General features: G+C 68.4%; 18 protein-coding genes. 11 read left to right on the forward strand and 7 right to left on the reverse strand.

The annotated features are described in order from the left end of the window. The first annotated feature begins 44 nt into the window (after positions 1-44). Both ACFSCU_RS03800 and ACFSCU_RS03805 read left to right on the forward strand, forming a co-directional pair. Complete coding sequence (locus ACFSCU_RS03800) at positions 45-965, forward strand: hypothetical protein (protein WP_180550602.1); 921 nt, start codon at positions 45-47, stop codon at positions 963-965. Positions 966-1035: 70 nt separating this feature from the next. Continuing rightward, positions 1036-2283 (forward strand): nucleoside recognition domain-containing protein, encoded by a 1248-nt coding sequence (locus tag ACFSCU_RS03805; protein ID WP_180550603.1) that lies wholly within the window; start codon positions 1036-1038, stop codon positions 2281-2283. Between the two features lie 387 nt (positions 2284-2670). Here ACFSCU_RS03805 and rsmI read toward each other — a convergent pair whose 3' ends face one another. Beyond that, entirely contained in the window at positions 2671-3597 is a 927-nt protein-coding gene (rsmI, locus tag ACFSCU_RS03810; RefSeq protein ID WP_377559946.1) for a 16S rRNA (cytidine(1402)-2'-O)-methyltransferase, read from the reverse strand. Between the two features lie 26 nt (positions 3598-3623). Here rsmI and ACFSCU_RS03815 point away from each other — a divergent pair, with 26 nt between their 5' ends. From ACFSCU_RS03815 to ACFSCU_RS03825, 3 genes are all read left to right on the forward strand, one after another. Next, on the forward strand, positions 3624-4016 hold the full coding sequence (locus tag ACFSCU_RS03815; RefSeq protein ID WP_333707519.1) for a YraN family protein: 393 nt from the start codon (positions 3624-3626) through the stop codon (positions 4014-4016). Positions 4017-4449: 433 nt separating this feature from the next. Continuing rightward, the gene (locus ACFSCU_RS03820; protein WP_333707518.1) at positions 4450-5049 is read left to right on the forward strand and encodes an SIS domain-containing protein; all 600 of its coding nucleotides are present in this window, start codon (positions 4450-4452) and stop codon (positions 5047-5049) included. Continuing rightward, the gene (locus tag ACFSCU_RS03825) at positions 5046-5825 is read left to right on the forward strand and encodes a BON domain-containing protein (RefSeq protein ID WP_333707516.1); all 780 of its coding nucleotides are present in this window, start codon (positions 5046-5048) and stop codon (positions 5823-5825) included. The genes ACFSCU_RS03820 and ACFSCU_RS03825 overlap by 4 nt, the downstream gene beginning before the upstream one ends. Positions 5826-5985: 160 nt before the next feature. Here ACFSCU_RS03825 and ACFSCU_RS03830 read toward each other — a convergent pair whose 3' ends face one another. From ACFSCU_RS03830 to ACFSCU_RS03840, 3 genes are all read right to left on the reverse strand, one after another. Then, positions 5986-6903 (reverse strand): NAD(P)-dependent oxidoreductase, encoded by a 918-nt coding sequence (locus tag ACFSCU_RS03830; protein WP_180550606.1) that lies wholly within the window; start codon positions 6901-6903, stop codon positions 5986-5988. A 241-nt stretch (positions 6904-7144) separates the two neighbouring features. Then, positions 7145-8281, reverse strand: a complete 1137-nt coding sequence (locus ACFSCU_RS03835) for a PilT/PilU family type 4a pilus ATPase (protein WP_180550607.1) — start codon at positions 8279-8281, stop codon at positions 7145-7147. 196 nt (positions 8282-8477) lie between these two features. Next, entirely contained in the window at positions 8478-9521 is a 1044-nt protein-coding gene (locus tag ACFSCU_RS03840; RefSeq protein WP_180550608.1) for a type IV pilus twitching motility protein PilT, read from the reverse strand. 60 nt (positions 9522-9581) lie between these two features. On the opposite strand from ACFSCU_RS03840, the gene ACFSCU_RS03845 reads away from it, so the two are divergent. Then, positions 9582-10274, forward strand: coding sequence for a YggS family pyridoxal phosphate-dependent enzyme (locus tag ACFSCU_RS03845; protein ID WP_377559948.1), 693 nt, complete (start codon positions 9582-9584; stop codon positions 10272-10274). Positions 10275-10453: 179 nt separating this feature from the next. After that, positions 10454-12670, forward strand: coding sequence for a hypothetical protein (locus tag ACFSCU_RS03850; RefSeq protein WP_377559949.1), 2217 nt, complete (start codon positions 10454-10456; stop codon positions 12668-12670). 113 nt (positions 12671-12783) lie between these two features. On the opposite strand, the gene purU is transcribed toward ACFSCU_RS03850, so the two are convergent. After that, the gene (gene purU / locus ACFSCU_RS03855; protein ID WP_180550612.1) at positions 12784-13638 is read right to left on the reverse strand and encodes a formyltetrahydrofolate deformylase; all 855 of its coding nucleotides are present in this window, start codon (positions 13636-13638) and stop codon (positions 12784-12786) included. A 127-nt stretch (positions 13639-13765) separates the two neighbouring features. On the opposite strand from purU, the gene ACFSCU_RS03860 reads away from it, so the two are divergent. The 3 genes from ACFSCU_RS03860 to ACFSCU_RS03870 all read left to right on the forward strand — a co-directional run bounded on the left by ACFSCU_RS03860 (position 13766) and on the right by ACFSCU_RS03870 (position 19712). Next, positions 13766-15379 carry an AMP-binding protein gene (locus ACFSCU_RS03860; RefSeq protein WP_377559950.1) on the forward strand — a complete coding sequence of 538 codons (1614 nt, stop codon included), beginning with the start codon at positions 13766-13768 and terminating at the stop codon, positions 15377-15379. 439 nt (positions 15380-15818) lie between these two features. Beyond that, complete coding sequence (locus ACFSCU_RS03865) at positions 15819-19112, forward strand: carboxyl transferase domain-containing protein (RefSeq protein ID WP_377559951.1); 3294 nt, start codon at positions 15819-15821, stop codon at positions 19110-19112. Between the two features lie 105 nt (positions 19113-19217). Next, complete coding sequence (locus ACFSCU_RS03870) at positions 19218-19712, forward strand: hypothetical protein (RefSeq protein WP_257645767.1); 495 nt, start codon at positions 19218-19220, stop codon at positions 19710-19712. A 503-nt stretch (positions 19713-20215) separates the two neighbouring features. Here ACFSCU_RS03870 and ACFSCU_RS03875 read toward each other — a convergent pair. Next, positions 20216-21067 (reverse strand): ChaN family lipoprotein, encoded by an 852-nt coding sequence (locus tag ACFSCU_RS03875; protein ID WP_377559952.1) that lies wholly within the window; start codon positions 21065-21067, stop codon positions 20216-20218. Positions 21068-21098: 31 nt separating this feature from the next. Between ACFSCU_RS03875 and ACFSCU_RS03880 the strand changes: the two genes are divergently transcribed. After that, on the forward strand, positions 21099-22208 hold the full coding sequence (locus tag ACFSCU_RS03880; RefSeq protein WP_180550614.1) for an AbrB family transcriptional regulator: 1110 nt from the start codon (positions 21099-21101) through the stop codon (positions 22206-22208). A gap of 97 nt (positions 22209-22305) precedes the next feature. Here the strand turns inward: ACFSCU_RS03880 and ACFSCU_RS03885 are convergent, their stop codons facing one another. Then, the gene (locus tag ACFSCU_RS03885) at positions 22306-22587 is read right to left on the reverse strand and encodes a BTH_I0359 family protein (RefSeq protein ID WP_180550615.1); all 282 of its coding nucleotides are present in this window, start codon (positions 22585-22587) and stop codon (positions 22306-22308) included. Between the last annotated feature and the right edge of the window lie 104 nt (positions 22588-22691).

Consider the following 22691-nt stretch of genomic DNA (forward strand, 5'->3'; position numbering starts at 1 on the left):
TCCCGCCTAAATGACTCGACAAACAACGACCAGACTTTTATGTCATGACTAAGCGACTCACGCCAGCAGCAGTTCCCGCGCTCAAGGAAGCATTGTGCGCGGTCTATTGGTACAAGGCTGACCTGAAGAGCTTTCTCCAGCAGTGTCTTTCGAATCCGTCAGTCCTCGCTACGCTGAACTGGGACAGCTACAAGAGGCAAGTGGTATCCGACTTGGTTGACTACCTCGTCCGAGACCAAGACAAGCACCTCGGGGATTTGACTCGTCTTTGCAATGAAGTTTGCAGTATCACTACGTTTGAGCATTTGCAGCAACTCGATGGAGGCGCTCAGAAGGCTGAACGCGCACGGATAGCGGTTACTCAACTCAAGGCTTTGGTAACACCCCACCAAGAAGCTCGCAAAGAGGCTGATGAGCTTGCTGATCGGCAGCGTCGTGCTGCAGAGAAGCTGCGAACGAATGCGGCGGTCAGACAAAGATTGGAGGACATCAAGAATCGGTACATGGCACTCGTAATGTCCTGGAATATGCAGAGTCGGGGGTTCGAGCTGGAGCGCGTCATGTACGACTTGTTCGAGCTGTTTGATCTCGATCCCAAGGCCTCGTTTCGCAACACTGGTGAGCAGATTGATGGCGCCTTCTCTTTCGATGGTACCGACTACCTTTTTGAGGCCAAGTGGCAACAGGAACTGGTCAACGCTGCTGCACTGGACTCGTTTTCTGGCAAGGTTCGTCGGAAGCTCGAAAACACACTTGGCGTCTTTCTGTCGATCAATGGCTTTTCTCCGGACGGGGTAGCTGCTCACGCCGCTGGAGGTGCCGTCGTTTTGCTCATGGATGGTGCGGACCTTATGGCCGTCTTTAAGGAACGCATTGACTTCGTAAGCCTTCTGCTTAGGAAGAAGCGGTATGCCGCTCAAACGGGACACATCTACTTGCCCTTTCATCAGATCGCAGCGTCGTAAAAGGGAATGGCTTCTATTGCTTCAGTATTTGTAGTGTTCCGCGAGAATTGGAATCTAGGGAAAGTCTGATTTGGTCCTGAATTTCGTCTGGCTCTCCTTCTTCCTCAGCGCCATCGCCGTCGCGCTGGTGCAGACCTTTCAGGGTGATTTCACGGTCTTTCCGCGCCTGATGACGGCGATGTTCGATGCCGCCAAGACCGGCTTCGACATCTCGCTTGGCCTGGTCGGCATCATGGCGCTGTGGCTGGGCTTCATGAAGATCGGCGAGCGCGCGGGCATGGTGGATGCCTTTGCGCGCGGGGTGAACCCGGTGTTCCGCCACCTGTTTCCGGGCGTGCCGGCGGGGCACCCGGCGCAGGGCGCGGTGACGATGAACATCAGCGCCAACCTGCTGGGGCTGGACAACGCCGCCACGCCGCTGGGGCTGAAGGCGATGCAGGAGCTGCAGTCGCTCAACACACGGCCCGGCACCGCCACCAACGCGCAGATCATGTTCCTGGTGCTGAACACGGCGGGGCTGACGCTGATCCCCACCTCGGTCATCGCCATCCGGCAGACGATGGCCGTCAAGCAGGGGCTGGTGGGCTTCAACGCGGCCGACATCTTCTTGCCCACGCTCATCGTCACCGCCTGCGGGCTGTTGTCGGCGCTGGTGCTGGTAGCGGCGGTGCAGCGCATCTCGCTGTGGCGCGCCAGCCTGCTGGGGCCGCTGGCGGGCTTCGGGGCGGCGGTGGGGGCGCTGGTGTGGTGGCTGTCGCGCCTGCCGCCCGAGCAGGCGGCGCAGTGGATGGGGCTGATCGGCGCCGGCTTCATCCTGGCCGTGGTGGCGCTGTTTCTGGTGGCCGGCGCGCTGCGGCGGGTGGATGTGTACGAGGCGTTCGTCGATGGCGCGAAGGAGGGCTTTGGCGTGGCCGTGGGCATCATCCCCTACTTGGTGGCGATGCTGGTGGCGATTGCCGTGTTCCGCGCGGCGGGGCTGATGGATTTGGCTGTGGGCGCCATCGGCGCGGCGGTGGCGGCGCTGGGGCTGCCGACCGACTTTCTGCCCGCCGTGCCGGTGGGGCTGATGAAGGTGCTGAGCGGCTCGGGCGCGCGCGGGTTGATGGTGGACGTGATGCAGGCGCACGGCGTCGATTCGTTCGCGGGCAAGCTGGCCGCCATCATCCAGGGCTCGACCGAGACCACCTTCTACGTGCTGGCGGTGTATTTCGGCAGCGTGGGCATCAAGAACACGCGCCACGCGTTGCCCTGCGCCCTGTTTGCCGACGCCGTGGGGCTGGTGGCGGCCATCGTTGTGGCCTACGCGTTCTTTGCCTGATACCAATGCGCTGTCAAAAATGACGAATGACAAATGACAAATGACTTCGCTGCGCTTCAATGACAAAAAAGGCATTCGTCATTTGTCATGCGGCGCCAGACGCAGTCATTTGTCATCGTTCTGAACGCAAGACGGTATGCGGGCTTCTCCCGCGCCGGCCCTGCATCCATGGGGGGGGACCTGTCAGATTTTTTGCATCAAGAAAAACGGCTTCAGTGCCCGTTCATCGGGCGCAAGCAGCTCCTGTTTTCATATTGCAATACCGCGCCAAATAGCTATCGCTTGATTTCGAGCCTTGCGCGCTCTTGCGTGTGCCAGAACGGCGGCCAATGGCTTCGCTGCGCTTCCGCGGCCAGGGCTTGTTCGTCATGCCGGCGCCAGCCGGCGTCATTCGTCATCCGTCATCTGCTTGAGCGCCAGCGCCCGCTCATACAGCGCATTGCGCGGCGCGCCGGTGATCTCGGCGGCCAGCTTGACGGCGGTCTTGGTCGGCAACGCTGCCAGCAGCAGGCGCAGCACGCGCGCCTCGTCGCCCGGCGCGGCGGCGGCATCGGCCGGGTGCAGCACCAGGGCGAACTCGCCGCGCTGGCGTTGCGCGTCGGCGGCCAGCCAGGCGGGCAGCTCGGCGCAGGGCAGGGTGGCGATCTGCTCGAACTGCTTGGTCAGCTCGCGCCCCACCGTCACCGGCCGCGCGCCCAGGGCGGCCAGCGCATGGGCCAGCGCGGCGATGCGGTGCGGCGCCTCCAGCAGCACCACGGCGCGCGGTTCGGCCGCCAGCGCATCGACGGCGCTGGCGCGTTCGCCAGGCTTGGTGGGCAGAAAGCCGGCGAACACGAACTGCCCGTCGCCCGCCAGCCCGGCGGCGCTGATGGCCGTCGTCACGCTGCTGGCGCCCGGCAGCGGCACCACGCGCAGGCCGGCGGCGGCGCACGCGGCGGCCAGGCGCGCGCCGGGGTCGCTGACGGCGGGCGTGCCGGCGTCGCTGACGCAGGCCACGCGCTGGCCCGCCTGCAGCCGCGCGATCACGCCCTGCGCCGCCTCGGCCTCGTTGTGTTCGTGCAGGGCGATCAGCGGCTTGCCGTCCAGCCCGTAGGCGCGCAGCAGCGGCGCGGTGTGGCGCGTGTCCTCGCAGGCGATGGCGTCGGCCAGCGCCAGCACGTGCAGCGCGCGCAGCGTGATGTCGGCCAGGTTGCCGATGGGCGTGGCGACGACGTACAGCGCGCCGGCCGGATAATGCTGCGGCCCCGCGGCCTGCAGCGCGGCTTGCAGCGCGAGGTCGAACGAGGGTTTGCCGATGGGGGGCGAAGTGGACATGGGATCGCTCAGCTAGCGCCACGACGATGGCACTGTGGAATTTCAATCGCGCCGCCGCCGGCGCCACCACCCGCGTGCGCGGCACCGCGGCCGAGGACGCCGCGCTGGCGCACCTGCTGCGCGCCGGCCTGACGCTGCTCGAGCGCAATTATCGAACCCCCGGCCGCGGCGGCGGCGAGATCGACCTGGTGATGCGCGCGCCCGGCGGCACGCTGGTGTTCGTGGAGGTGCGCGCACGCGGCAGCGCCACGCACGGCGGCGCGGCCGCCAGCGTGGGCGCCAACAAGCAGCGCCGCATCGTGCTGGCCGCGCGCCACTACCTGTTGCGCCACCGCCAGCCGCCGCCGTGCCGCTTCGACGTGGTGGCCATCGAGGGTGATCGCATCGAGTGGATCAAGGGCGCTTTCGACGCTGGTTGAGTACCGACTCGTACCGTTTTGCGTTCCAAGCGTTGGTTTTTTTTGCGGATGACGCAATGACTTCGCCGCTGCGCGGCGTGATGACGAAATGACGCCCGTGATGCGCAAAATGCCTCGCACGCGGCTGGCGTCATGGCGGCGCAGCCGCCGTCATGGAAGCGCAGCGAGGTCATTTCGTCATCGCCTCGCGCGCGAGAAGCTGTCTTCTTTGAGCGCGCAAAAGTATCAGACGCGCATCACCGCGGGGGGCCGCCCAGCAGGCCCGCCAAGCACGGGCGGCCGCGGAGCAGGCCACTCGGGAACGCCGCGGTCGGACCTGCGCCGACCGCCAGCGTTGTCCCCCTCCGGGGGAAGGCGCCGAAGGCGACTCAGGGGGAGCCTGTTGCTCCTAAATTTGCACCGAACGCGCGCTGCCGCGTTATGATCGGCGCCGATGCCCGAGCAACGCGTTCACCAGCAGTTCATCGACAGTGCCGACCTGAAGTACCAGTGGGCGCAGACCTTGGCACGCCCCATCGACGAAGCCGCGCAGGCGCTGCTGGCCTGCGTCACCGGCGGCGGCAAGGTGCTGATCTGCGGCAACGGCGCCTCCGGCGCGCTGGCGCAGTACATGGCGGCGCTGATGGTGGGCGGGCTGGAGCGCGTGCGGCCCGAGCTGCCGGCGTTGGCGCTGGGCACCGACGCGGCCACGCTCACCGCCGTGGCGCGCCGCGGTGAATACGCCGATGCCTTTGCCGCCCAGGTGCGCGCGCTGGGCAGCGCGGGCGATGCGCTGCTGGTGCTGTCGTCCAACGGCCAGGCCGTGAACCTGGTGCGGGCCGCGCAGGCCGCGCACGAGCGCGACATGAGCGTGATCGCCCTCACGGGCCGCGGCGGCGGCGAGCTGGGCCACATGCTGCGCGACACCGACGTCCACGTGTGCGTGCCGCACGAGCGCACGCCGCGCATCCACGAGGCGCACCAGCTGGTGCTGCACTGCCTGTGCGACGGCCTCGATCTGCAACTGCTTGGTGACGAGGAGAGTTCCGAATGAAACGTTTGAGTCTGCGCGCCGCGGCCTGTGCCACGCTGGTGCTGGCGGCCGGGCTGGCCGGCTGCGTGCCGGCCGCGCTGGTGGGTGGCGCCGTGGGGGCCGGCGCGCTGCTGATGACGGCCGACCGCCGCAGCGGCGAAACGCAGGAGGCCGACCGCACCATCGAGGCCGCCGCGGGCGACGCCGTGGTGCGTGCCCTGCCGGGCCGCGGCCACGTCAACATCACCAGCTATTACCGCAAGGTGCTGATCACCGGCGAAGTGCCGAGCGCGCAGGATAGCCAGCTGGTGGCCGCGCAGGTGCGCGCCGTGCCCGGCGTGGCGGGCGTGGTGAACGAGCTGGCGGTGATGCCCGAATCCAGCACGCTGCAGCGCTCCAACGACGGCCTGATCACCAGCAAGGTGCGCACCCGCCTGATGAACCAGAACGGCGTGCCCGCCGGCAGCATCCGCGTGACCACCGAACGCGGCACGACCTACCTGATGGGCCGCCTGACGGCCACCGAAACCGCGCTGGCCACCGAGGTGGCGCGCCAGACCGATGGCGTGCAGCGCGTGGTGCGCGTGATCGACCTGATTGCCGATCCGGCGGGGGGCAGCAGCGTGACGACCAGCGCCGCGCCGGTGGCCGACCCGGCGGTGAGCGGCACGGCGGCGCCCACGCTGCCCGCCGCGGGCGACCAGGCCACGGGCGTGGTCGTCAGCCCGGTCACGCAGCCGGTGATCGAGCAGCCGCGCCCGCCGGTGCAGGTGCAGACGCTGCCGCCGATGAAATAGCTCCCCCCTGTGCCGCTGGCGCGACTTCCCCCCGGAGGGGGGACAACGCTGGTGGCCGGCGCAGGTCCGGCCACGGCGTTCCCGAGCGGCCTGCTCCGCGGCCATTCGACTTGGGCGGGCTTGCTGCGCAGCCCGCTTGTCTCGGCTTCGTCGCTGCGGCTTATTTCAACCGCTTGATGAGGCTGGAGGTGTCCCAGCGGCCGCCGCCCATCTGCTGCACGTCGGCGTAGAACTGATCCACCAGCGCGGTGACGGGCAGGCGGGCGCCGTTGCGCTTGGCTTCGTCGAGCACCAGGCCGAGGTCCTTGCGCATCCAGTCGACGGCAAAGCCGAAGTCGAATTGGTCCTGCACCATGGTGGGGCCGCGGTTGTCGAGCTGCCAGCTCTGCGCCGCGCCCTTGCCGATGACGCCGAGCACCTGCGCCATGTCAAGCCCCGCGCGCTGGCCGAAGGCGATGGCCTCCGACAGGCCCTGCACCAGCCCGGCGATGCAGATCTGGTTGACCATCTTGGTCAATTGGCCGGCGCCGCTGGGGCCCATCAGCGTGAAGGCGCGCGAGAAGGCCATGGCCACGGGCTTCACGACATCGAACGCCGACGGATCGCCGCCGCACATCACCGTCAGCAGGCCGTTCTGCGCGCCAGCCTGGCCGCCGGAAACCGGCGCGTCGATGAACTGCAGGCCGCGTGCGCGCGCTGCTTCGTCCAGCTCGCGCGCGACGTTGGCCGAGGCCGTGGTGTGGTCGACGAAGATGGCGCCGGGCTCCATGCCGGCCAGCGCGCCGGTGTCGGCCAGCACCACCTGACGCAGGTCGTCGTCGTTGCCGACGCAGCAGAACACGATGTCGGCACCCGCCGCAGCCAGCTTCGGCGTTTCGGCACTTTTCACCCTGCCGGTGCTCGCCAGCTGGGCGCAGAGCGCTTCGGATTTGGTAGCAGTGCGGTTGTAGACCGTTACCGTGTGACCCGCCATCGCCAGGTGTCCGGCCATGGGGTAGCCCATCACGCCCAGGCCCAGAAAGGCGACCTGGCGCGGCGCGGTGGATTCGTAGGTCTTGGCGTTGATGGTGGTGTTCATGCGGGGGACTCCGGAAGCGAATGACGAATGACTTGGCAGGTGGCGCGACATCGAAGATCGGTGCGGCGCGTCGCCGACGTGCGGCGATTCATTGTGTCATCGACCGGCTGACTCGCCCGATTCCAAGGGCCGCGGAGCAGGCCGCGCCAGCGAACGCCGTGGCCGGGGTCTCCCCGGCCACTGGCGTTGTCCCCCCTCCCGCAGGAGAGGGGGGAAGCGGCGTCAGCCGCTCAGGGGGGTGTCACACGATCTGCAGGTGCTCGGTGCCGGCGGCCAGGTCGAGCGACTTGGCGCGCTTGCTGGTCAGCTTGATCTGCAGGCGCAGGTCGTTGGCCGAGTCGGCGTTGCGCAGCGCGTCCTCGTAGCTGATCAGGTTGGCCTCGAAGGCGTCGAACAGGGCCTGGTCGAAGGTCTGCATGCCCAGTTCGCGGCTCTTCTTCATGATCTCCTTGATCTCGCCCACCTCGCCCTTGAAGATCAGGTCGCTGATCAAAGGCGAGTTGAGCATGATCTCGACCACGGCGGTGCGGCCCTTGCCCTCCTGCTTGGCGATCAGGCGCTGCGAGATCAGTGCGCGCAGGTTCAGCGACAAGTCCATCAGCAGCTGCTGGCGGCGCTCTTCGGGGAAGAAGTTGATGATGCGGTCGAGCGCCTGGTTGGCGCTGTTGGCGTGCAGCGTGGCCAGGCACAGGTGGCCGGTTTCGGCGAAGGCGACGGCGTGCTCCATCGTTTCGCGGTCGCGGATCTCGCCCATCAGGATGACATCGGGCGCCTGGCGCAGCGTGTTCTTCAGCGCCGCTTCCCAGTCTTCGGTGTCCAGCCCCACCTCGCGCTGGGTGACGATGCAGTTCTTGTGCGGGTGCACGAATTCGACCGGGTCCTCGATCGTGATGATGTGGCCCTGGCTGTTGACGTTGCGCCAGTCCACCATGGCCGCCAGCGTGGTCGACTTGCCCGAGCCGGTGGCGCCGACCAGGATGGTCAGGCCGCGCTTGGACATGGCCACGTCCTTCAGGATCTGCGGCATGCCCAGGGTGTCGATGGTGGGCAGTTCCTGCGGAATCACCCGCATCACCATGCCCATGTGCCCCTGCTGCACGAAGGCGTTGCAGCGAAAGCGCCCGATGCCCGCGGGCGAGATGGCGAAGTTGCACTCCTTGGTGCGTTCGAACTCGGCCGCCTGCTTGTCGTTCATCACGCTGCGCACCAGCGCCAGCGTGTGGCCGGCGGTCAGGTTCTGCGACGACACCTTGGTGACCTTGCCGTCGACCTTGATGGCGGGCGGAAAGTCGGCCGTGATGAACAGGTCGCTGCCCTTGCGCTGCAGCATCAGCTTGAGCAGGTCGTTGATGAATTTACTGGCCTGATCGCGTTCCATGGTTTCTTTCCTTAGTGGGCGCCTTGGGGGCGCTCCGGCTGAGTTCTACGGGCATCGGCGGACGAAGACGTCCAGCGGCCGCGGAGCAGGCCATGCCAGTGCGCCCGTGGAAGGGCTTGGCCCGCCCGCTGGGCGCGCCCCCGGACGGGGGGGTGGCGGAACAGTGCGAAGCATGTGGAGCCTGGGGGCGATTTGATTACCCTGGGAAGTTTTCCGGAATCTTCGCCTTCGACCGCGCCTCGGCCGGGCTGATCACGTTGCGGCGCACCAGCTCGGTCAGGTTCTGGTCCAGCGTCTGCATGCCCATGGCGTTGCCGGTCTGGATGGATGAGTACATCTGCGCCACCTTGGCCTCGCGGATCAGGTTGCGGATGGCGGGGGTGCCCAGCATGATCTCGTGCGCCGCCACACGGCCGTTGCCGTCCTTGGTCTTGCACAGCGTCTGCGAGATCACCGCCACCAGCGATTCCGAGAGCATGGCGCGCACCATCTCCTTTTCTTCGGCGGGGAACACGTCGATGATGCGGTCCACCGTCTTGGCGGCCGACGAGGTGTGCAGCGTGCCGAACACCAGGTGGCCGGTTTCGGCTGCCGTCATGGCCAGGCGGATGGTTTCCAGGTCGCGCATCTCGCCCACCAGAATGCAGTCCGGGTCCTCGCGCAGGGCCGAGCGCAGGGCGTTGGCGAAGCTGTGCGTCATCGGCCCCACTTCGCGCTGGTTGATCAGGCACTTCTTGGATTCGTGCACGAATTCGATCGGGTCTTCCACCGTCAGCACGTGGCCGTATTCGGACTCGTTCAGGTGGTTGATCATGGCCGCCAGCGTGGTGGACTTGCCGGAACCCGTGGGCCCGGTCACCAGCACCATGCCGCGGGGCTTGAGCGACAGGTCGCCGAAAATCTTGGGTGCGTTGAGCTGCTCCAGCGTCAGGATCTTGCTGGGAATCGTCCGCAGCACGCCGGCGGCGCCGCGGTTCTGGTTGAAGGCGTTGACGCGAAAGCGCGCCAGGCCCTCGATCTCGAACGAGAAATCCACCTCCAGGTTTTCTTCGTACACCTTGCGCTGGGTGTCGTTCATGATGTCGTACAGCATCGCGAACACCTGCTTGTGGTCGAGCGGGTCCACGTTCAGGCGGCGCACGTCGCCGTGCACGCGGATCATGGGCGGCAGCCCGGCCGACAGGTGCAGGTCGGAAGCCTTGTTCTTGACGCTGAAAGCCAGCAACTGGGTAATGTCCACGGCGAAGCCCCAATAGGAAACAGTGAAACCAAGGTTTCAGTTTGATACGCTGCGGGCATTATGACGACCATCGCCCGCAACCTCCAAGACGTGCGTGCACGGATCGCCACAGCCTGCCAGCTCGCCGGGCGCAACGTGGAAGATGTCACATTGCTGGCGGTCTCCAAGACCTTCGGCGCCGAGGCGGTGCGCGCCGCCGCCGGCGCCGGGCAGCGCGCCTTCGGCGAAAACTACGTGCAGGAGGGCATCGACAAGATCGCACAGCTGCGCGACCTGGCGCTGGCGTGGCATTGCATCGGCCCGCTGCAGAGCAACAAGACGCGCCTGGTGGCCGAGCACTTCGACTGGGTGCACACGGTGGACCGGCTGAAAATTGCCGAGCGCCTGTCGGCCCAGCGGCCCGAGGGGCTGGCGCCGCTGAACGTGTGCATCCAGGTCAACATCGACGGCGGTCCGACCAAGTCCGGCGTGGCACCCGCCGAGGCGCTGGCGCTGGCCCGCGCCGTGGCTGCCCTGCCGCGCCTTGCGCTGCGCGGGCTGATGACGATCCCCGAGCCTGCTCCTGATTTCGAAGCTGCTTGCGCTGTCCACGCAAGGGCCAGGGCGCTTTTTGATCAGTTGAATGCCGAAGGGCTGGGGCTCGACACCCTGTCGATGGGCATGAGCGCCGACCTGGAAGCCGCGGTGGCGGCCGGCAGCACGATGGTGCGTATCGGCACGGCCATCTTCGGCGTGCGGGCCAGAAGCGCCTGATGGCCGTGCCTGGCCACTGCTCCTCAATGCCTGTCCTCGGCACGTCGTGGCCAGTCTGCCGAAGGTTTGTCCGGTGGGCTGGCTGAGCGCATGGCGATTGTTTACATTAAATGCTGGGTGGCCGACTGCGAAAAAGCGTCGCCTCCGAGGGCATCACATTGCATGAGAAGGGAGTGAGAATGACTGCAACTGCAGAACTTTCGGGCCTGCGTGCCGCAGCACGTATCAGCGTTCTCGGCGCTGCGCTGGCCTTCATGGGGACGTCGGTCTGGGCGAGCCCCGCCAGCGAAGCGATCCAGGCGTTGACGACCCATGGGTCGTACACGCGCGAGGTTCGACTGTCGGCACTGGGTGTGGTGGAGCCGGTGGCCTTGCTCAAGGAGTCCGCCAGCCGCGATTTCTACTTCCCGATGCCGCGCTCGAACGTGACTGATGCGCGGATCCATTTCTCCGGCCGCACCCACAAGACGGAGGAAGGACGCACCGGCGTCATCCTCTCGGTCAACGGCATTCCCCAGTACACGCAGACGGTGGCGGAAGGTGATGCGGCCCTGGCGGTCGATCTGTCTGTGGCGCCACGGGCCCAGCCCGACGGCTTTGCGCGCCTGGGCGTGCAGTGGCAGACGCTGACCACGGTCAACTACTGCCAGCTGGAGCGGGACACGGGCAACGTACTCACCATCTCGCCGGATTCCCGGCTGGTGTTCAGGCACGGCCTGTCGAACCTGAGTGTGGACGAAGCCTGGCGGTTGCTGCCGCCGCAGCCCGTGTTGCTGGTGGGCAGCACGAAACTGGCCCAGGACGCGTACGACACGGCCTGGCGCCTGGGTACGGCGCTGACCCGCGCCGGCAAGGCGCCGCGCGTGGCGGCGCTGCCCGACGTGGGAAGCAACGTCACGCTGGGCGAAGTGTCGGTGCCGGCTGCGCTCGCAGGTGTGCCGGCATTTGCTGGGCTCCGGTCGGGTTCGGGCTTGAAGATCGAAGACGCCGCGCAGTTGGCTGCGCTCATGCTGTCGGGGGGCGGCGCCATCCGCGGGGATGTGCTGGTGGTGGACGCTGAACTGCGCAAGCGCGTGGGCGATGCCATCGCGGCGTTGTCCCAGCAGATGAGTGGCGACACGCAGGCGCAAGCCGCGTTGGCGGCGTGGGGTGATCAGTTGTTGGCAACCGCTGGCGCCGATGGCGTCAAGGGTGCTGCCGGCGTTCGCACCGCTGCGCTGGGCGGGCAACCGACGCTGGCCGTATCGACGGGTGGTGCGGGTGTGGTCGGCGCGCTGGACAGTGTCTGGCGCCAGGTGTTGCAGGGTCCGACCGCGCAGGTCCAGTCGGCCAAGACGGTCGATCCCCAACGCCAGAACACCTTCAGCCTGGCATCCCTGGGCGCCGGCGGTAGCAGCATCGACGTGGTCGCCAAGGGCGAATGGAGCGGCAGCTTTCCGCTGGCGGCCGTGCTGGGGGGTGGGCGCGTGCCCAAGCAACTCGTGCTGAATGTGGTGGCCGCGCCCTCGCCATCCACCACACCGCCGATCCTGTCGGTGTACTGGAACGACACCATGCTGGGGTCGACCCAGTTGAAGGCCGAGGGCGCGCCGGAATCGCTCACGCTGCAAGTGCCATCCCACGTGCTGGGCATGCGCAACGTGTTGCGGGCGGTGTTCCAGCGTCAGCCCCTGTCACACAACTGCGACGAGATTCCCCAGGGCTTTCCGGTGCAGGTGCTGCCGACGAGCCACATCGTGACGGGACCGGGCCGGGCCGATGCGAGCTTCGTCGGTCTGTTGCCGGACATGACGGACCGCGCCACGCTGGTGGTGCCGCAACGCTATCTGGAAGATGCGGTGGGTTCCTTGCCGGTCGTGATCCGCACGGCCTTTGCTTCGGGCATGTCGCCGGGCAGTGCGGAGCTGATGGTGGCGGCTGGTGATGCACCGGTACAGCCGAACCAGGCATTCCTGAGCATGGAGGTACCGGTGCAAGGCGCCAGTTCGTCGACCAGCGTGGGGCCGAACGGCCACCTGCGGGTTCGCAACAAGGAGATCGACTGGGTCGACATGAGCGGTCTCGACCGGCTGTCGGTTGCTGAGGTGGTGGGCGCCCAAGGTGGACGCCAGGGCATTCTGTGGCAGCGACTCGGGGAGGCCAGCGATGCCGCCGACGCCCGTCCCTACTTGCTGAGCCGCGGCGACGTCGCGCTGGTGGGACGAGAAGGTGTGCTGGCATGGCTGGATACCCGCGGAACCGCGCCCAATGCTTCTGAGGGTGCGGCTGAGAGTGGCACGGCCGGTTCGGTTGCTGCCTGGTGGCACAGCCAGCCCGATGCCGTGCGCTACACGCTGCTGGCAGTGCTGGGGCTGATCGTGCTGCTGTTGCTGGCGCGCCTGCTGCGCCGCCGATGACGGACGCCGTCAAAGCCCGCCGGCAGGGTGGTCAGGTGGTGTCTGAGAGCGCCGCCCGACTGCCTCGCGGCACTCGTTCAGTCAAGGGCTGAAATCCTGCCCGCGGCGCGGGGTCAGCGGAACACCACCGTCCGCTGCCCGTTCACCAGCACCCGGTGTTCGCCATGCCACTTCACCGCGCGCGCCAGCACCTGGCTTTCGGTGTCGCGGCCGATGGCCGTGAGGTCTTCCACCGTCAGGCTGTGGTCCACGCGCGCCACGTCCTGCTCGATGATCGGGCCCTCGTCCAAGTCGGCCGTCACGTAGTGCGCGGTGGCGCCGATCAGCTTCACGCCGCGGTCGTGCGCCTGGTAGTACGGCTTGGCGCCCTTGAAGCTGGGCAGGAAGCTGTGGTGGATGTTGATGGCGCGCCCGGCCAGCCGCTGGCACATGGCGTCGGACAGCACCTGCATGTACCGCGCCAGCACCACCAGCTCGGCACCTTCGCCGTCGATGATCTCCAGCTGCCGCTCCTCCGCCTGCGCCTTGTTCGCCTTGTTGACGGCGATGTGGTGGAAAGGCACGTTGTAGCTGGCCGCCAGTTGGTAGAAGTCGCGGTGGTTGCTGACGATGGCGCGGATGTCGAGCGGAAGCAGGCCCGACTTCCAGCGGAACAGCAGGTCGTTCAGGCAGTGGCCTTCCTTGCTGACGAAGATGACAGCGCGCATGGGCTGCGCCGCAGCGTGCAGCTGCCAGCGCATGTCGAAGCGCGCGGCCAGCGTGCCGATCTGCTCGCGCAGCGCCTCGGCGCCTGCGTCGGCGCAGGCGAACTGCACGCGCATGAAGAACAGGCCGGTGTCGTGGTCGTTGTACTGCGCGGCTTCCTCGATGTTGCCGCCGCGCTCCAGCAGAAAGCCCGACACGGCGTGCACGATGCCGCGCTGGTCGGGGCAGGAAAGCGTCAGGATGTAGGTGGTGGTGTCTTGCATCGGGCGCCGATTGTCGCAGGGCTGTCGCGTGCGCGATGGCGTGGCGCTGTGGTGCGCGGTCGAATCGCTATATTGAGTTGCCAAAGTCTTGCACCAGCCCGGCAGCGCGACCCGAGGAACCCAGAAGATGACACCGCCCACCCAGAGCCAGCCCCTGCACGCACACCTGCGCCGCCACGCACGCGAGAAGCCCGACGCGGCGGCGCTCGTCTGGTACGGCCGCGCCATCAGCTGGCGCGATTTGGATGACTGGAGCGACGCACTGGGTGCGCACCTGCAGTCGCTCGGCGTGGGCAAGGGTGCGCCGGTGGCGCTGTTCATGAACAACTGCCCGCAGTACCTGGTGGCGCACTACGCGATCCAGAAGATCGGTGCCATCGTCTGCCCCTGCGGGCCGCTGAACAAGGCGCACGAGCTGGAATACCAGCTGGGCGACCTGCAGGCGCGCGTCATCATCGCGGCCGACAACCTGTTGCCCATCGTCGATCAGGTGCGCGCGCAGACGGCGCTGCAGCATGTGCTGGCGGTGCGCTACGGCGATCTGCTGCCGACCGAGCCGACGCTGCCCGTGCCATCCGAGCTGCAGGCCGCGTCGGCGCCGCTGCCGGCCGGCGTCGCTGATATGCTTCAGATTTCGCAGCAGGGTGCGCAGAGTGGACGGCGACCAACGCCAGGTTCCATTGGGATGGATGACATCGCCCTGATGACTTACACCAGCGGCACCACCGGCCTGCCCAAGGGGGCCATGCTGAGCTTCGGCAATGCGCTGTTCAAGACGGAGGTGACGGCCGCATCGGCCGGCATCGGCGCGCAGCACGTGGCGCTGTCGGTGGCGCCGCTGTACCACATCGCCGGCATGCTGATGGGTGTGAACGTGCCGGTGCTGGCGGGCGCCACGCAGGTGCTGCTGTTCCGTTTCGATCCCGTCGCCGTGCTGCAGGCGATTCATGCCTACAAGGTCACGCACTGGTACTCGATCGCGCCGATGAACGTGGCCTGCATGCAGGTGCCGGATGCGCAGCGCTTCGACCTGGCGAGCCTGCTGCGCAACCCGGTCACGAGTTTCGGCATCACCTTCACCGAGCCGCTGGCGCAGCAGTGGCAGGCGTTCACGCGCGGGCCGTGCATCAGCTATGAAGCTGCCTATGGCCTGAGCGAAACGCACACCATGGATACCGGCATGCCGCACGACGCCATCCGCTGGGGCACGCACGGCCGGCCGATGCCGGGCGTCACGATCCGCATCGTCGATGCCGAGACCGGCGCCGAGAAGACGGTCGGTGAGGTGGGCGAGATCACCGTGAAGTCGCCCGGCAACTTCAAGGGCTACTGGAACAAGCCCGAGGCCACCGCGAAGACGCTGAGAGATGGCTGGGTGTGGACGGGCGACCAGGGCCGCATGGACGCCGATGGCTATCTCACCTTCATCGGCCGCACCAAGGAGATGATCAAGGTCTCGGGCTACAGCGTGTTCCCGGAAGAGGTGGAGACGATTTTGATCAAGCACCCGGCGGTGGCGCAGGCGGCCGTGCTGGGCGAGCCGGATGCGGAGAAGGGCGAGGTGGTGAAGGCGTTTGTGGTTCGCAAGCCCGGCGCTGAGGTGTCGGCTGAGGAGCTGATGGCGTGGAGTCGGGAAAACATGGCGACTTACAAGGCGCCGCGATACGTGGCCTTCATCGACGCGTTGCCGGCGACGGGGTCGGGGAAGGTGTTGCGGCGGTTGTTGAAGGATGTGGCTTGATGGTGACGGTGTGGGGCCTGCGAGCGCGGCTGGCCGGGCGTTCGCCCCGGCGGGCGACCTACTTTTCTTTGTCTCGCCAAAGAAAAGTAGGCAAAAGAAAGGCGACCCCACCGGCCGTGTCCCTTCGCTTCGCTGCGGGCGACCTGCGATGCTCGGGCGCGGGGCGGCGCTGCGGAACTCGCTGCGCGCTTGCGCGCTTCGCTCAGACAACCGCAGCGAGTCAGAGCACGAAGCGCGGCATGCTGCGCTGCCGCGCCCGCCCCACGCCCTGCGCTTCTCGGCACGGCCAGAGGGGAGGTTGAAATGCGACACGGGCCATCGCTGCGCTCGGCCTTGGTCTTGTCAGGCCGCTGCTTCGCGCGGCGTGCTGTTTTACTCCCTCTCCCTCTGGGAGAGGGTTGGGGTGAGGGCCGCGCCCGTGGCCTGTGAGTGATCTCTTATGCTGAAAAAAATCCTGATCGCCAACCGCGGCGAGATCGCCGTCCGCATCGCTCGTGCGTTGCATGACTTGGGCTGCGCCAGCGTGGCCGTGTTCGCGCAGGACGACGCGGGTGCGCTGCACACGCAGCTGGCCGACCACGCCGTCGCGCTGCAGGCCACCGGCCCGGCGGCGTATCTGGATGGTGCTGCGCTGATCGTCGCCGCCCGCGCGCAGGGCTGCGACGCGGTGCATCCGGGCTACGGCTTCCTGAGCGAGAGCGCGGCGTTCGCCCAGGCCTGCACCGATGCGGGCCTGACCTTCATCGGCCCCACGCCGGAGCAACTGGCGCTGTTCGGCGACAAGGCGCGCGCCCGCGCGCTGGCGGCCGAATGCGGCGTGCCGCTGATGCCGGGCCTGAACCACGCGACGACGCTGTCCGAGGCCGAAGCCTTCTTCGCCGAGCAGATGGCGCAGGGCGCGGGCGGCATCGTCATCAAGGCGGTGGCGGGTGGCGGCGGGCGCGGCATGCGGGTGGTGGAGCGCGCCGAAGACGTGGCGCCGCTGTGGCAGCGCTGCACCTCGGAGGCGCAGGCCGCGTTCGGCGAAGGCGGCGTGTACGTCGAGCGCCTGATGCCGCGTGCACGCCACATCGAGGTGCAGGTGATGGGCGACGGCGCGCAGGTGGTGAGCCTGGGCGTGCGCGAATGCACGCTGCAGCGGCGCTTCCAGAAGCTGGTGGAGATCGCCCCCAGCCCCACGCTGGCGGCCGGGTTGCGCGCGCGCATCGAGCAGGCCGCGCTGGCGATGGCGCGGCGCGCGGGCTACCGCGGGCTGGGAACGTTCGAATTCCTGGTGGACGAGGCATCGGCCGACCTGCCCTTCGTCTTCATCGAGGCCAATCCGCGCCTGCAGGTCGAGCACACGGTGACCGAGGCCGTGACGGGGATCGACCTGGTGGCGCTGCAAGTGCAGGTGGCGGCGGGGCGAACGCTGGCGGAGCTTGGCCTGGCGGAAGACACGCCGGTGCCCGAGCGTGGCTTCGCCATCCAGTGGCGCATCAACGCCGAAACGCTGGATGCGCAGGGCCATGCGCTGCCCGCCAGCGGCCGCATCGCGCATCTGGCCTGGCCCAGCGGCCCCGGTGTGCGCGTGGACACACATGCGCAGGCGAGGGTGGTGCCATCGCCGCATTACGACAGCCTGCTGGCCAAGCTGATCGTGCACGGCCCGGACTTCGCGGCGGCGCTGCGCCGCTCGCAGCGCGCGCTGGCCGAATGTCATGTGGATGGCCTGACGGTCAACCTGCCCTTGTTGAGCGCGCTGGCAGAACGCCCCGAGATGGCGAGCCAGCAGGTGCACACGCGGTGGTTGGAAGCCGCTTTGCCAGAACTGCTGGATGCTTCAAAAAATATAGCTGTTCGCGCCCGTCGGACGGGCGCAGAAGGCCAATTTCATTCAAATCAAACCTCTGCGCTGTCTGCCGCCGAAGCGCCCGAAGGCTCCATCCTCGCACCCATGCCGGCGCGCCTGGTGCAGCTGTCGGTGCAGGTGGGCGACGCCGTGCCCGCCGGCGCCGAATTGGCCGTGCTGGAAGCGATGAAGATGCAGCACGTGCTGAGCGCGCCGCACGCCGGCGTGGTGCGTGCCCTGTTCGCCGAAGCGGATGCCTACGTGGCGCAGGGCGATGTAATCTTGGTGCTGGAGGAGGCCGAACACGCGGCAGAGCAAGCGGCGGCTGACCAGGCGGCGCAAGACCCCGACCACATCCGCGCCGACCTGCAGCGCGTGCTGGATCGCCACGCCCTCACGCTGGACGACGCGCGGCCCGAGGCCATCGCCAGGCGCCACGCGCGCGGCGGGCGCACGGCGCGCGAGAACATCGCCGACCTGTGCGACGAAGGCAGCTTCATCGAATACGGTGCGCTGGCGATTGCCGCGCAGACGCGCCGCCGCAGCATGGAAGACCTGATCGCCAACACGCCGGCCGACGGCATGGTGACGGGGGTGGGTGGTGTCAACGGCCTCATCTTCGGCGCCGAGCGTGCGCGCACGGCGGTGATGGCTTACGACTTCACCGTGCTGGCCGGCACGCAGGGCATGCGCAACCACGCCAAGACCGACCGCATCCTGGGCCTGGCCTTGCAGGAGAAGCTGCCCGTGGTGCTCTTCGCCGAAGGCGGCGGTGGCCGGCCGGGCGATGTGGATTCGAATGTGCTGGCGGGGCTGGACATCGGCACCTTCTCGGCCTATGCGTCGCTCTCGGGCCAGGTGCCGGTGGTCGGCATCGTCGCCGGGCGCTGCTTTGCCGGCAACGCGGCGCTGGTGGGTTGCAGCGACGTGATCATCGCGACGAAGAACAGCAACCTCGGCATGGGCGGGCCGGCCATGATCGAAGGCGGTGGCCTGGGCGTGTTCGCGCCCGAGGATATCGGCCCGGCCGACGTGCAGCACGCCAACGGCGTGATCGACGTGCTGGTGGCCGATGAGCGCGAGGCGGTGGCCACCGCGCGGCATTACCTGAGCTTCTTCCAGGGCCGCGTGAAGGACTGGATCACGCCCGACCAGCGCGGCCTGCGCGCCGTGGTGCCCGAGAACCGCCTGCGCGTGTACGACACCCGCGCGGCGATGCGCGGCCTGGTGGACGAGGGCAGCCTGCTGCCGCTGCGCACGGGCTTCGGCGCCGGTATCCACACCGCGCTGGCGCGCATCGAGGGGCGGCCCGTCGGCCTGATGGCCAACAACCCTTTGCACCTGGGTGGCGCCATCGATGCCGATGCCGCCGACAAGGGCGCGCGCTTCATGCAGCTGTGCAACGCGCACGGCCTACCCATCGTCAGCCTGATCGACACACCCGGCTTCATGGTGGGGCCGGAGGTGGAAAAGACCGCGCAGGTGCGCCACGTCAGCCGCCTGTTCGTGGCGGCGGGGGCGCTGCGCGTGCCGTTCTTCAGCGTGGTGCTGCGCAAGGGCTACGGGCTGGGGGCGATGGGCATGGCGGCGGGCGGCTTTCACCAGCCCTTCTTCACCATCGCGTGGCCGACGGGCGAGTTCGGCGGCATGGGGCTGGAAGGCGCGGTGCGCCTGGGCTTTCGCAAGGAGCTGGAGGCGGTGCCCGCGGGCGCCGAGCGCGACGCGCTGTTCGCCCAACTGGTGGCGCAGCAGTACCAGCATGGCGAGGCGATGAACATGGCCACCGCGCTGGAGATCGACGCCGTGATCGACCCGGCCGACACGCGCGCCTGGCTGGCGCGCGGGCTGGCCTCAAGCAGCGGGCCGCGCGGTGCGGCGCGCGGCTTCGTCGACGCGTGGTGAGCGCGGATACCAGCCCACCGCACTACTTTGCCGCCGCTTTGCACGCGCTTGACATGCGCGGGCCACCATGGACGCATCGCCATTCATGACGAAAGGAAGCGATCCATGAAAGCCGTCTCGATCAAATCCCTGCTGCTGGCCGCCACCGTGGCGGCCGGCGGCCTCGCTGGTCTGGCGCTGCCCACGGCCGCGCAGGCGCAGGCTTACATCAACGTGCAGATCGGCACGCCCCCGCCCCCGCCGCGCTACGAGGTGGTGCCCGCCCCGCGCCCCGGTTGGGTGTGGGCACCGGGGCATTACGAGTGGGCGCATAACAACTACATCTGGCGCCGCGGCCACTGGCTGCAGGCGCGGCCGGGCCATGCCTACGTGCCGGCCGCCTGGCGCGCCCAAGGCAACCGCTGGGTCTACCAGCCGCCGCGCTGGGATGCCCGCCCGGTGCGCGTGGTCAGCCCCGGCCCGCGCCATTGGGACAACCGCGGCCCGCGCGGCTACCAGGACCACCGAGGCCGCCCCGGTGCGCGCCCGGGCGCGGACCGTGACCGCGACGGCGTGCCCAACCGCTACGACCGCCGGCCGAACGACCCGCGCCGGTACTGAGCCTGTTGACGTTTTTCAAGAGCATGACAGCGCGTGCCGCGCCAAGGAAAGCCCCCTCTCCCTCCGGGAGAGCGCCTGCCCCGGAATTGATCCGGGGGCTGGCGTGAGGGCCGCCAGCGTGTCATGCATGACGCGGAGTCATCAATAGACTGGCCCCAGGTTGCCGTTCACGGCTACCCGCCGACCGGGCGATGGGTTTCGTGCTGCGGGCCCGTCCGCTGTTGGCGTTATGGGGAGTATGCGTGTCCAGCGCCCTTTATTCGGGCGCTAGCGAAGTGTATATGGGGGAGTATTTGTTCTCCCTGGCCAACTCGTCGGCGCGGCGCCGACTTCGATTGCAGCGTGCTTTGTGGGAGCGGGCTTGCCCGCGATGCAGCGCACCCACCCCAGGCAGCGCCTCATCGCGGCCAAGGCCGCTCCCACAGCATGGACGGTGGCGCCGCCCTGCCTGCACATCGATGGCCCGCGCCCGCACGGCCCGTGGCGAGATCGCAGACAGGCCCTCAGGGCTGGCGCGTGGCGCGCCTGAGTTCGGCGCAGTAGTCGCGCGGCGGCACGGGCGGCGTGGGCCACAGCAGGTCGGCGCCGCTGGTGTGTGCCGGCAGGGTGTCGGTTACTTCTGAATCAATAGCTGCCTGCGCTTGCCCAGACTGCGCTGACAGCACTTTGGTCGTCAAATCCGGCGGCAGGTGCAGCGGCACGCCCAGCGCGCGGTGCACGTGCCCGTTGCCGGCCACCAGCAGTACCGTGCGGCCGGGTTGCCGCGCGGCGCGCACGGTGTCGGCCATGGCGATGTCGCGCGCGATCTGCACCCGCGTCATGGGCCCGATCTGCGATTCGGGCAGCAGGCCGCAGTGGCCGTCGCGCATGCGCTGCTGCTGCTCGGCCAGCGCGGCGGGCGGCAGGCGGGCGTCCAGCGCGGCGTCGCGCATCGCCTCGCGCTGGCGCGCGGCGGGCAGGTTGGCGCCCAGCACCGGCACGCCGGCGCGTACCGCGGCCATCACCACCGGGCGGTAGGTCTGCCACGGCCAGCCGGCATCGCGCCAGGCCAGGGCGCGCTGCACCTGCGACTCGCTGGCGTGGCGCGGCAGGCCGGCGGTGCTGCGGCCCTGCTCGGCCATCTCCAGCGCCAGCGCGGCCAGTGCGCCGCGCGCGGCCAGCCATTGCACCGTCTGGCGCTGCAACTGCTGGTGCGCGGGCGCGTCGTGCTGCTCGCCCAGCAGCAGCACATCGGCCGGCAGCAGGGTGGCCAGGCGCGCCTGCCCGTCGGCGCCCAGCGGGGCGGGCGTGGCACAGCCGGCCGCGCCCAGCAGGGCCAGGCTCAGTGCGGCGGCGGGCAAAAGGGGGCGGCGCATCGCGCCATACTACGCGCTCGCCCAACGCCCCATGCCCGCAGTTTCCGCTTCCGTTCACCTGTTGTGGCGCACCGCGCTGACGCTGCTGCTGGCCTGGCTGGCCGCGCGGGCGTGCGTCGCGCTGGGCACGCCCATCCCGTGGATGATCGGCCCGCTGCTGGCCACCGCCGGGGCCAGCATGGCCGGCCTGCCCACCTACAGCGCCAACGCCTTGCGCAATGCCGGTCAGTGGACCATCGGCGCTGCGCTGGGCCTGTATTTCACGCCAGAGGTGACGCGGCTGGTGGCCAGCCTGTGGTGGGCCGTGGCGCTGGGCGTGGCCTGGGCGCTGGCGCTGGGGCTGGGTTTCGGCACCTGGCTGGACCGGGCGCTGCGCGGCCAGCTGGCCCATCTGGCGCCGGCCGAGCGGCGGGCGACCACTTACTTCGCCGGCGCCATCGGCGGTGCGTCGGAGATGACGCTGCTGGCCGAGCGCGCCGGCGCCCGCACCGATCTGGTGGCCGCCGCGCACAGCGTGCGCATGGCGGTGGTGGTGCTCAGCATTCCTTTTGCCATGCAGTGGGCCAAGCAGCACTGGGGCCTGCAGGCGCTGGACATGACCCCGCCCACGGCGCGCGCGGCCGAATGGCCTGGCCTGCTGTGGCTGCTGCTGGTCACCGGCCTGGGCGCCATGGCGATGCGCCTGACGGGGCGCGCCAACCCGTGGTTCATCGGCGCGCTGCTGGCCGCCATGGCGCCGACGATGGCGGGGCTGCACCTGTCGGCCGTGCCGACGGCGCTGACCAACGCGGCGCAGCTGGTCATCGGCATCAGTCTGGGCGTGCGCTTTTCGCGCCAGTTCCTGCGCGCGGCGCCGCGCTGGCTGGGGGCGGCGGCGCTGGGCACCGTGGGCATGATCGTGGCCTGCGCGCTGTTCGCATGGGCGCTGGCCTGGGCCACCGGCATCCACCCGGTCACGCTGATGCTGGCCACCTCGCCCGGCGGCATCACCGAGATGGCGATCACCGCCAAGGTGCTGCAGCTGGGCGTGCCGGTGGTGACGGCGTTTCAGGTCTGCCGGCTGGTGGCGGTGCTGCTGCTGGCCGAGCCGGTGTTCCGGTGCTGGGAACGGCGGCTGGATTCAGTGCCGAATCGGGCTTGAGCGCCCGTCCCATCTGCGCCAGCAGCTATCAATAAAGAAGCAAAAAGAAAAGGCCCGGCGTGCAGCGCGGGCCTTTTTCGTCGGGTGCAGGGCGGGGTCAGTGCACCACCACCGGGTTCTGTGCCAGTTCGGCGTAGCCTTCCAGCGTGTCTTCCACTTCTTCCTGGGTGGGCGTGTTCTCTTGCCAGGCGGCGATGCGCTGCTGGAACAGTTCGGCCCACAGGCCGTCCAGGTAGACCTCTTTGCCCGAGCGCTTGTCCACGATCTCGAATCCGTGGCGCGCCAGCACGGGCTGGCCTTCTGCCATGTCGGTCCCCACATGGGAATCCGGCAGCAGGTGGACCACCGCGAAGGTGTCGGAGTCGTAGAGCGTATTCATCAGTGCATTGAGCCTTTCAGGGGGGGTAAGAAATTGGTTCCACCCTGTATATGAGAACGCATGGGGGGCTTTCAAGGTGTACGTGTTGTCCCTGACAACCCGTC

Origin of the sequence: Ottowia beijingensis, assembly GCF_042680925.1 — a bacterium.
In the GTDB taxonomy this organism is placed as follows: domain Bacteria; phylum Pseudomonadota; class Gammaproteobacteria; order Burkholderiales; family Burkholderiaceae_C; genus Ottowia; species Ottowia beijingensis.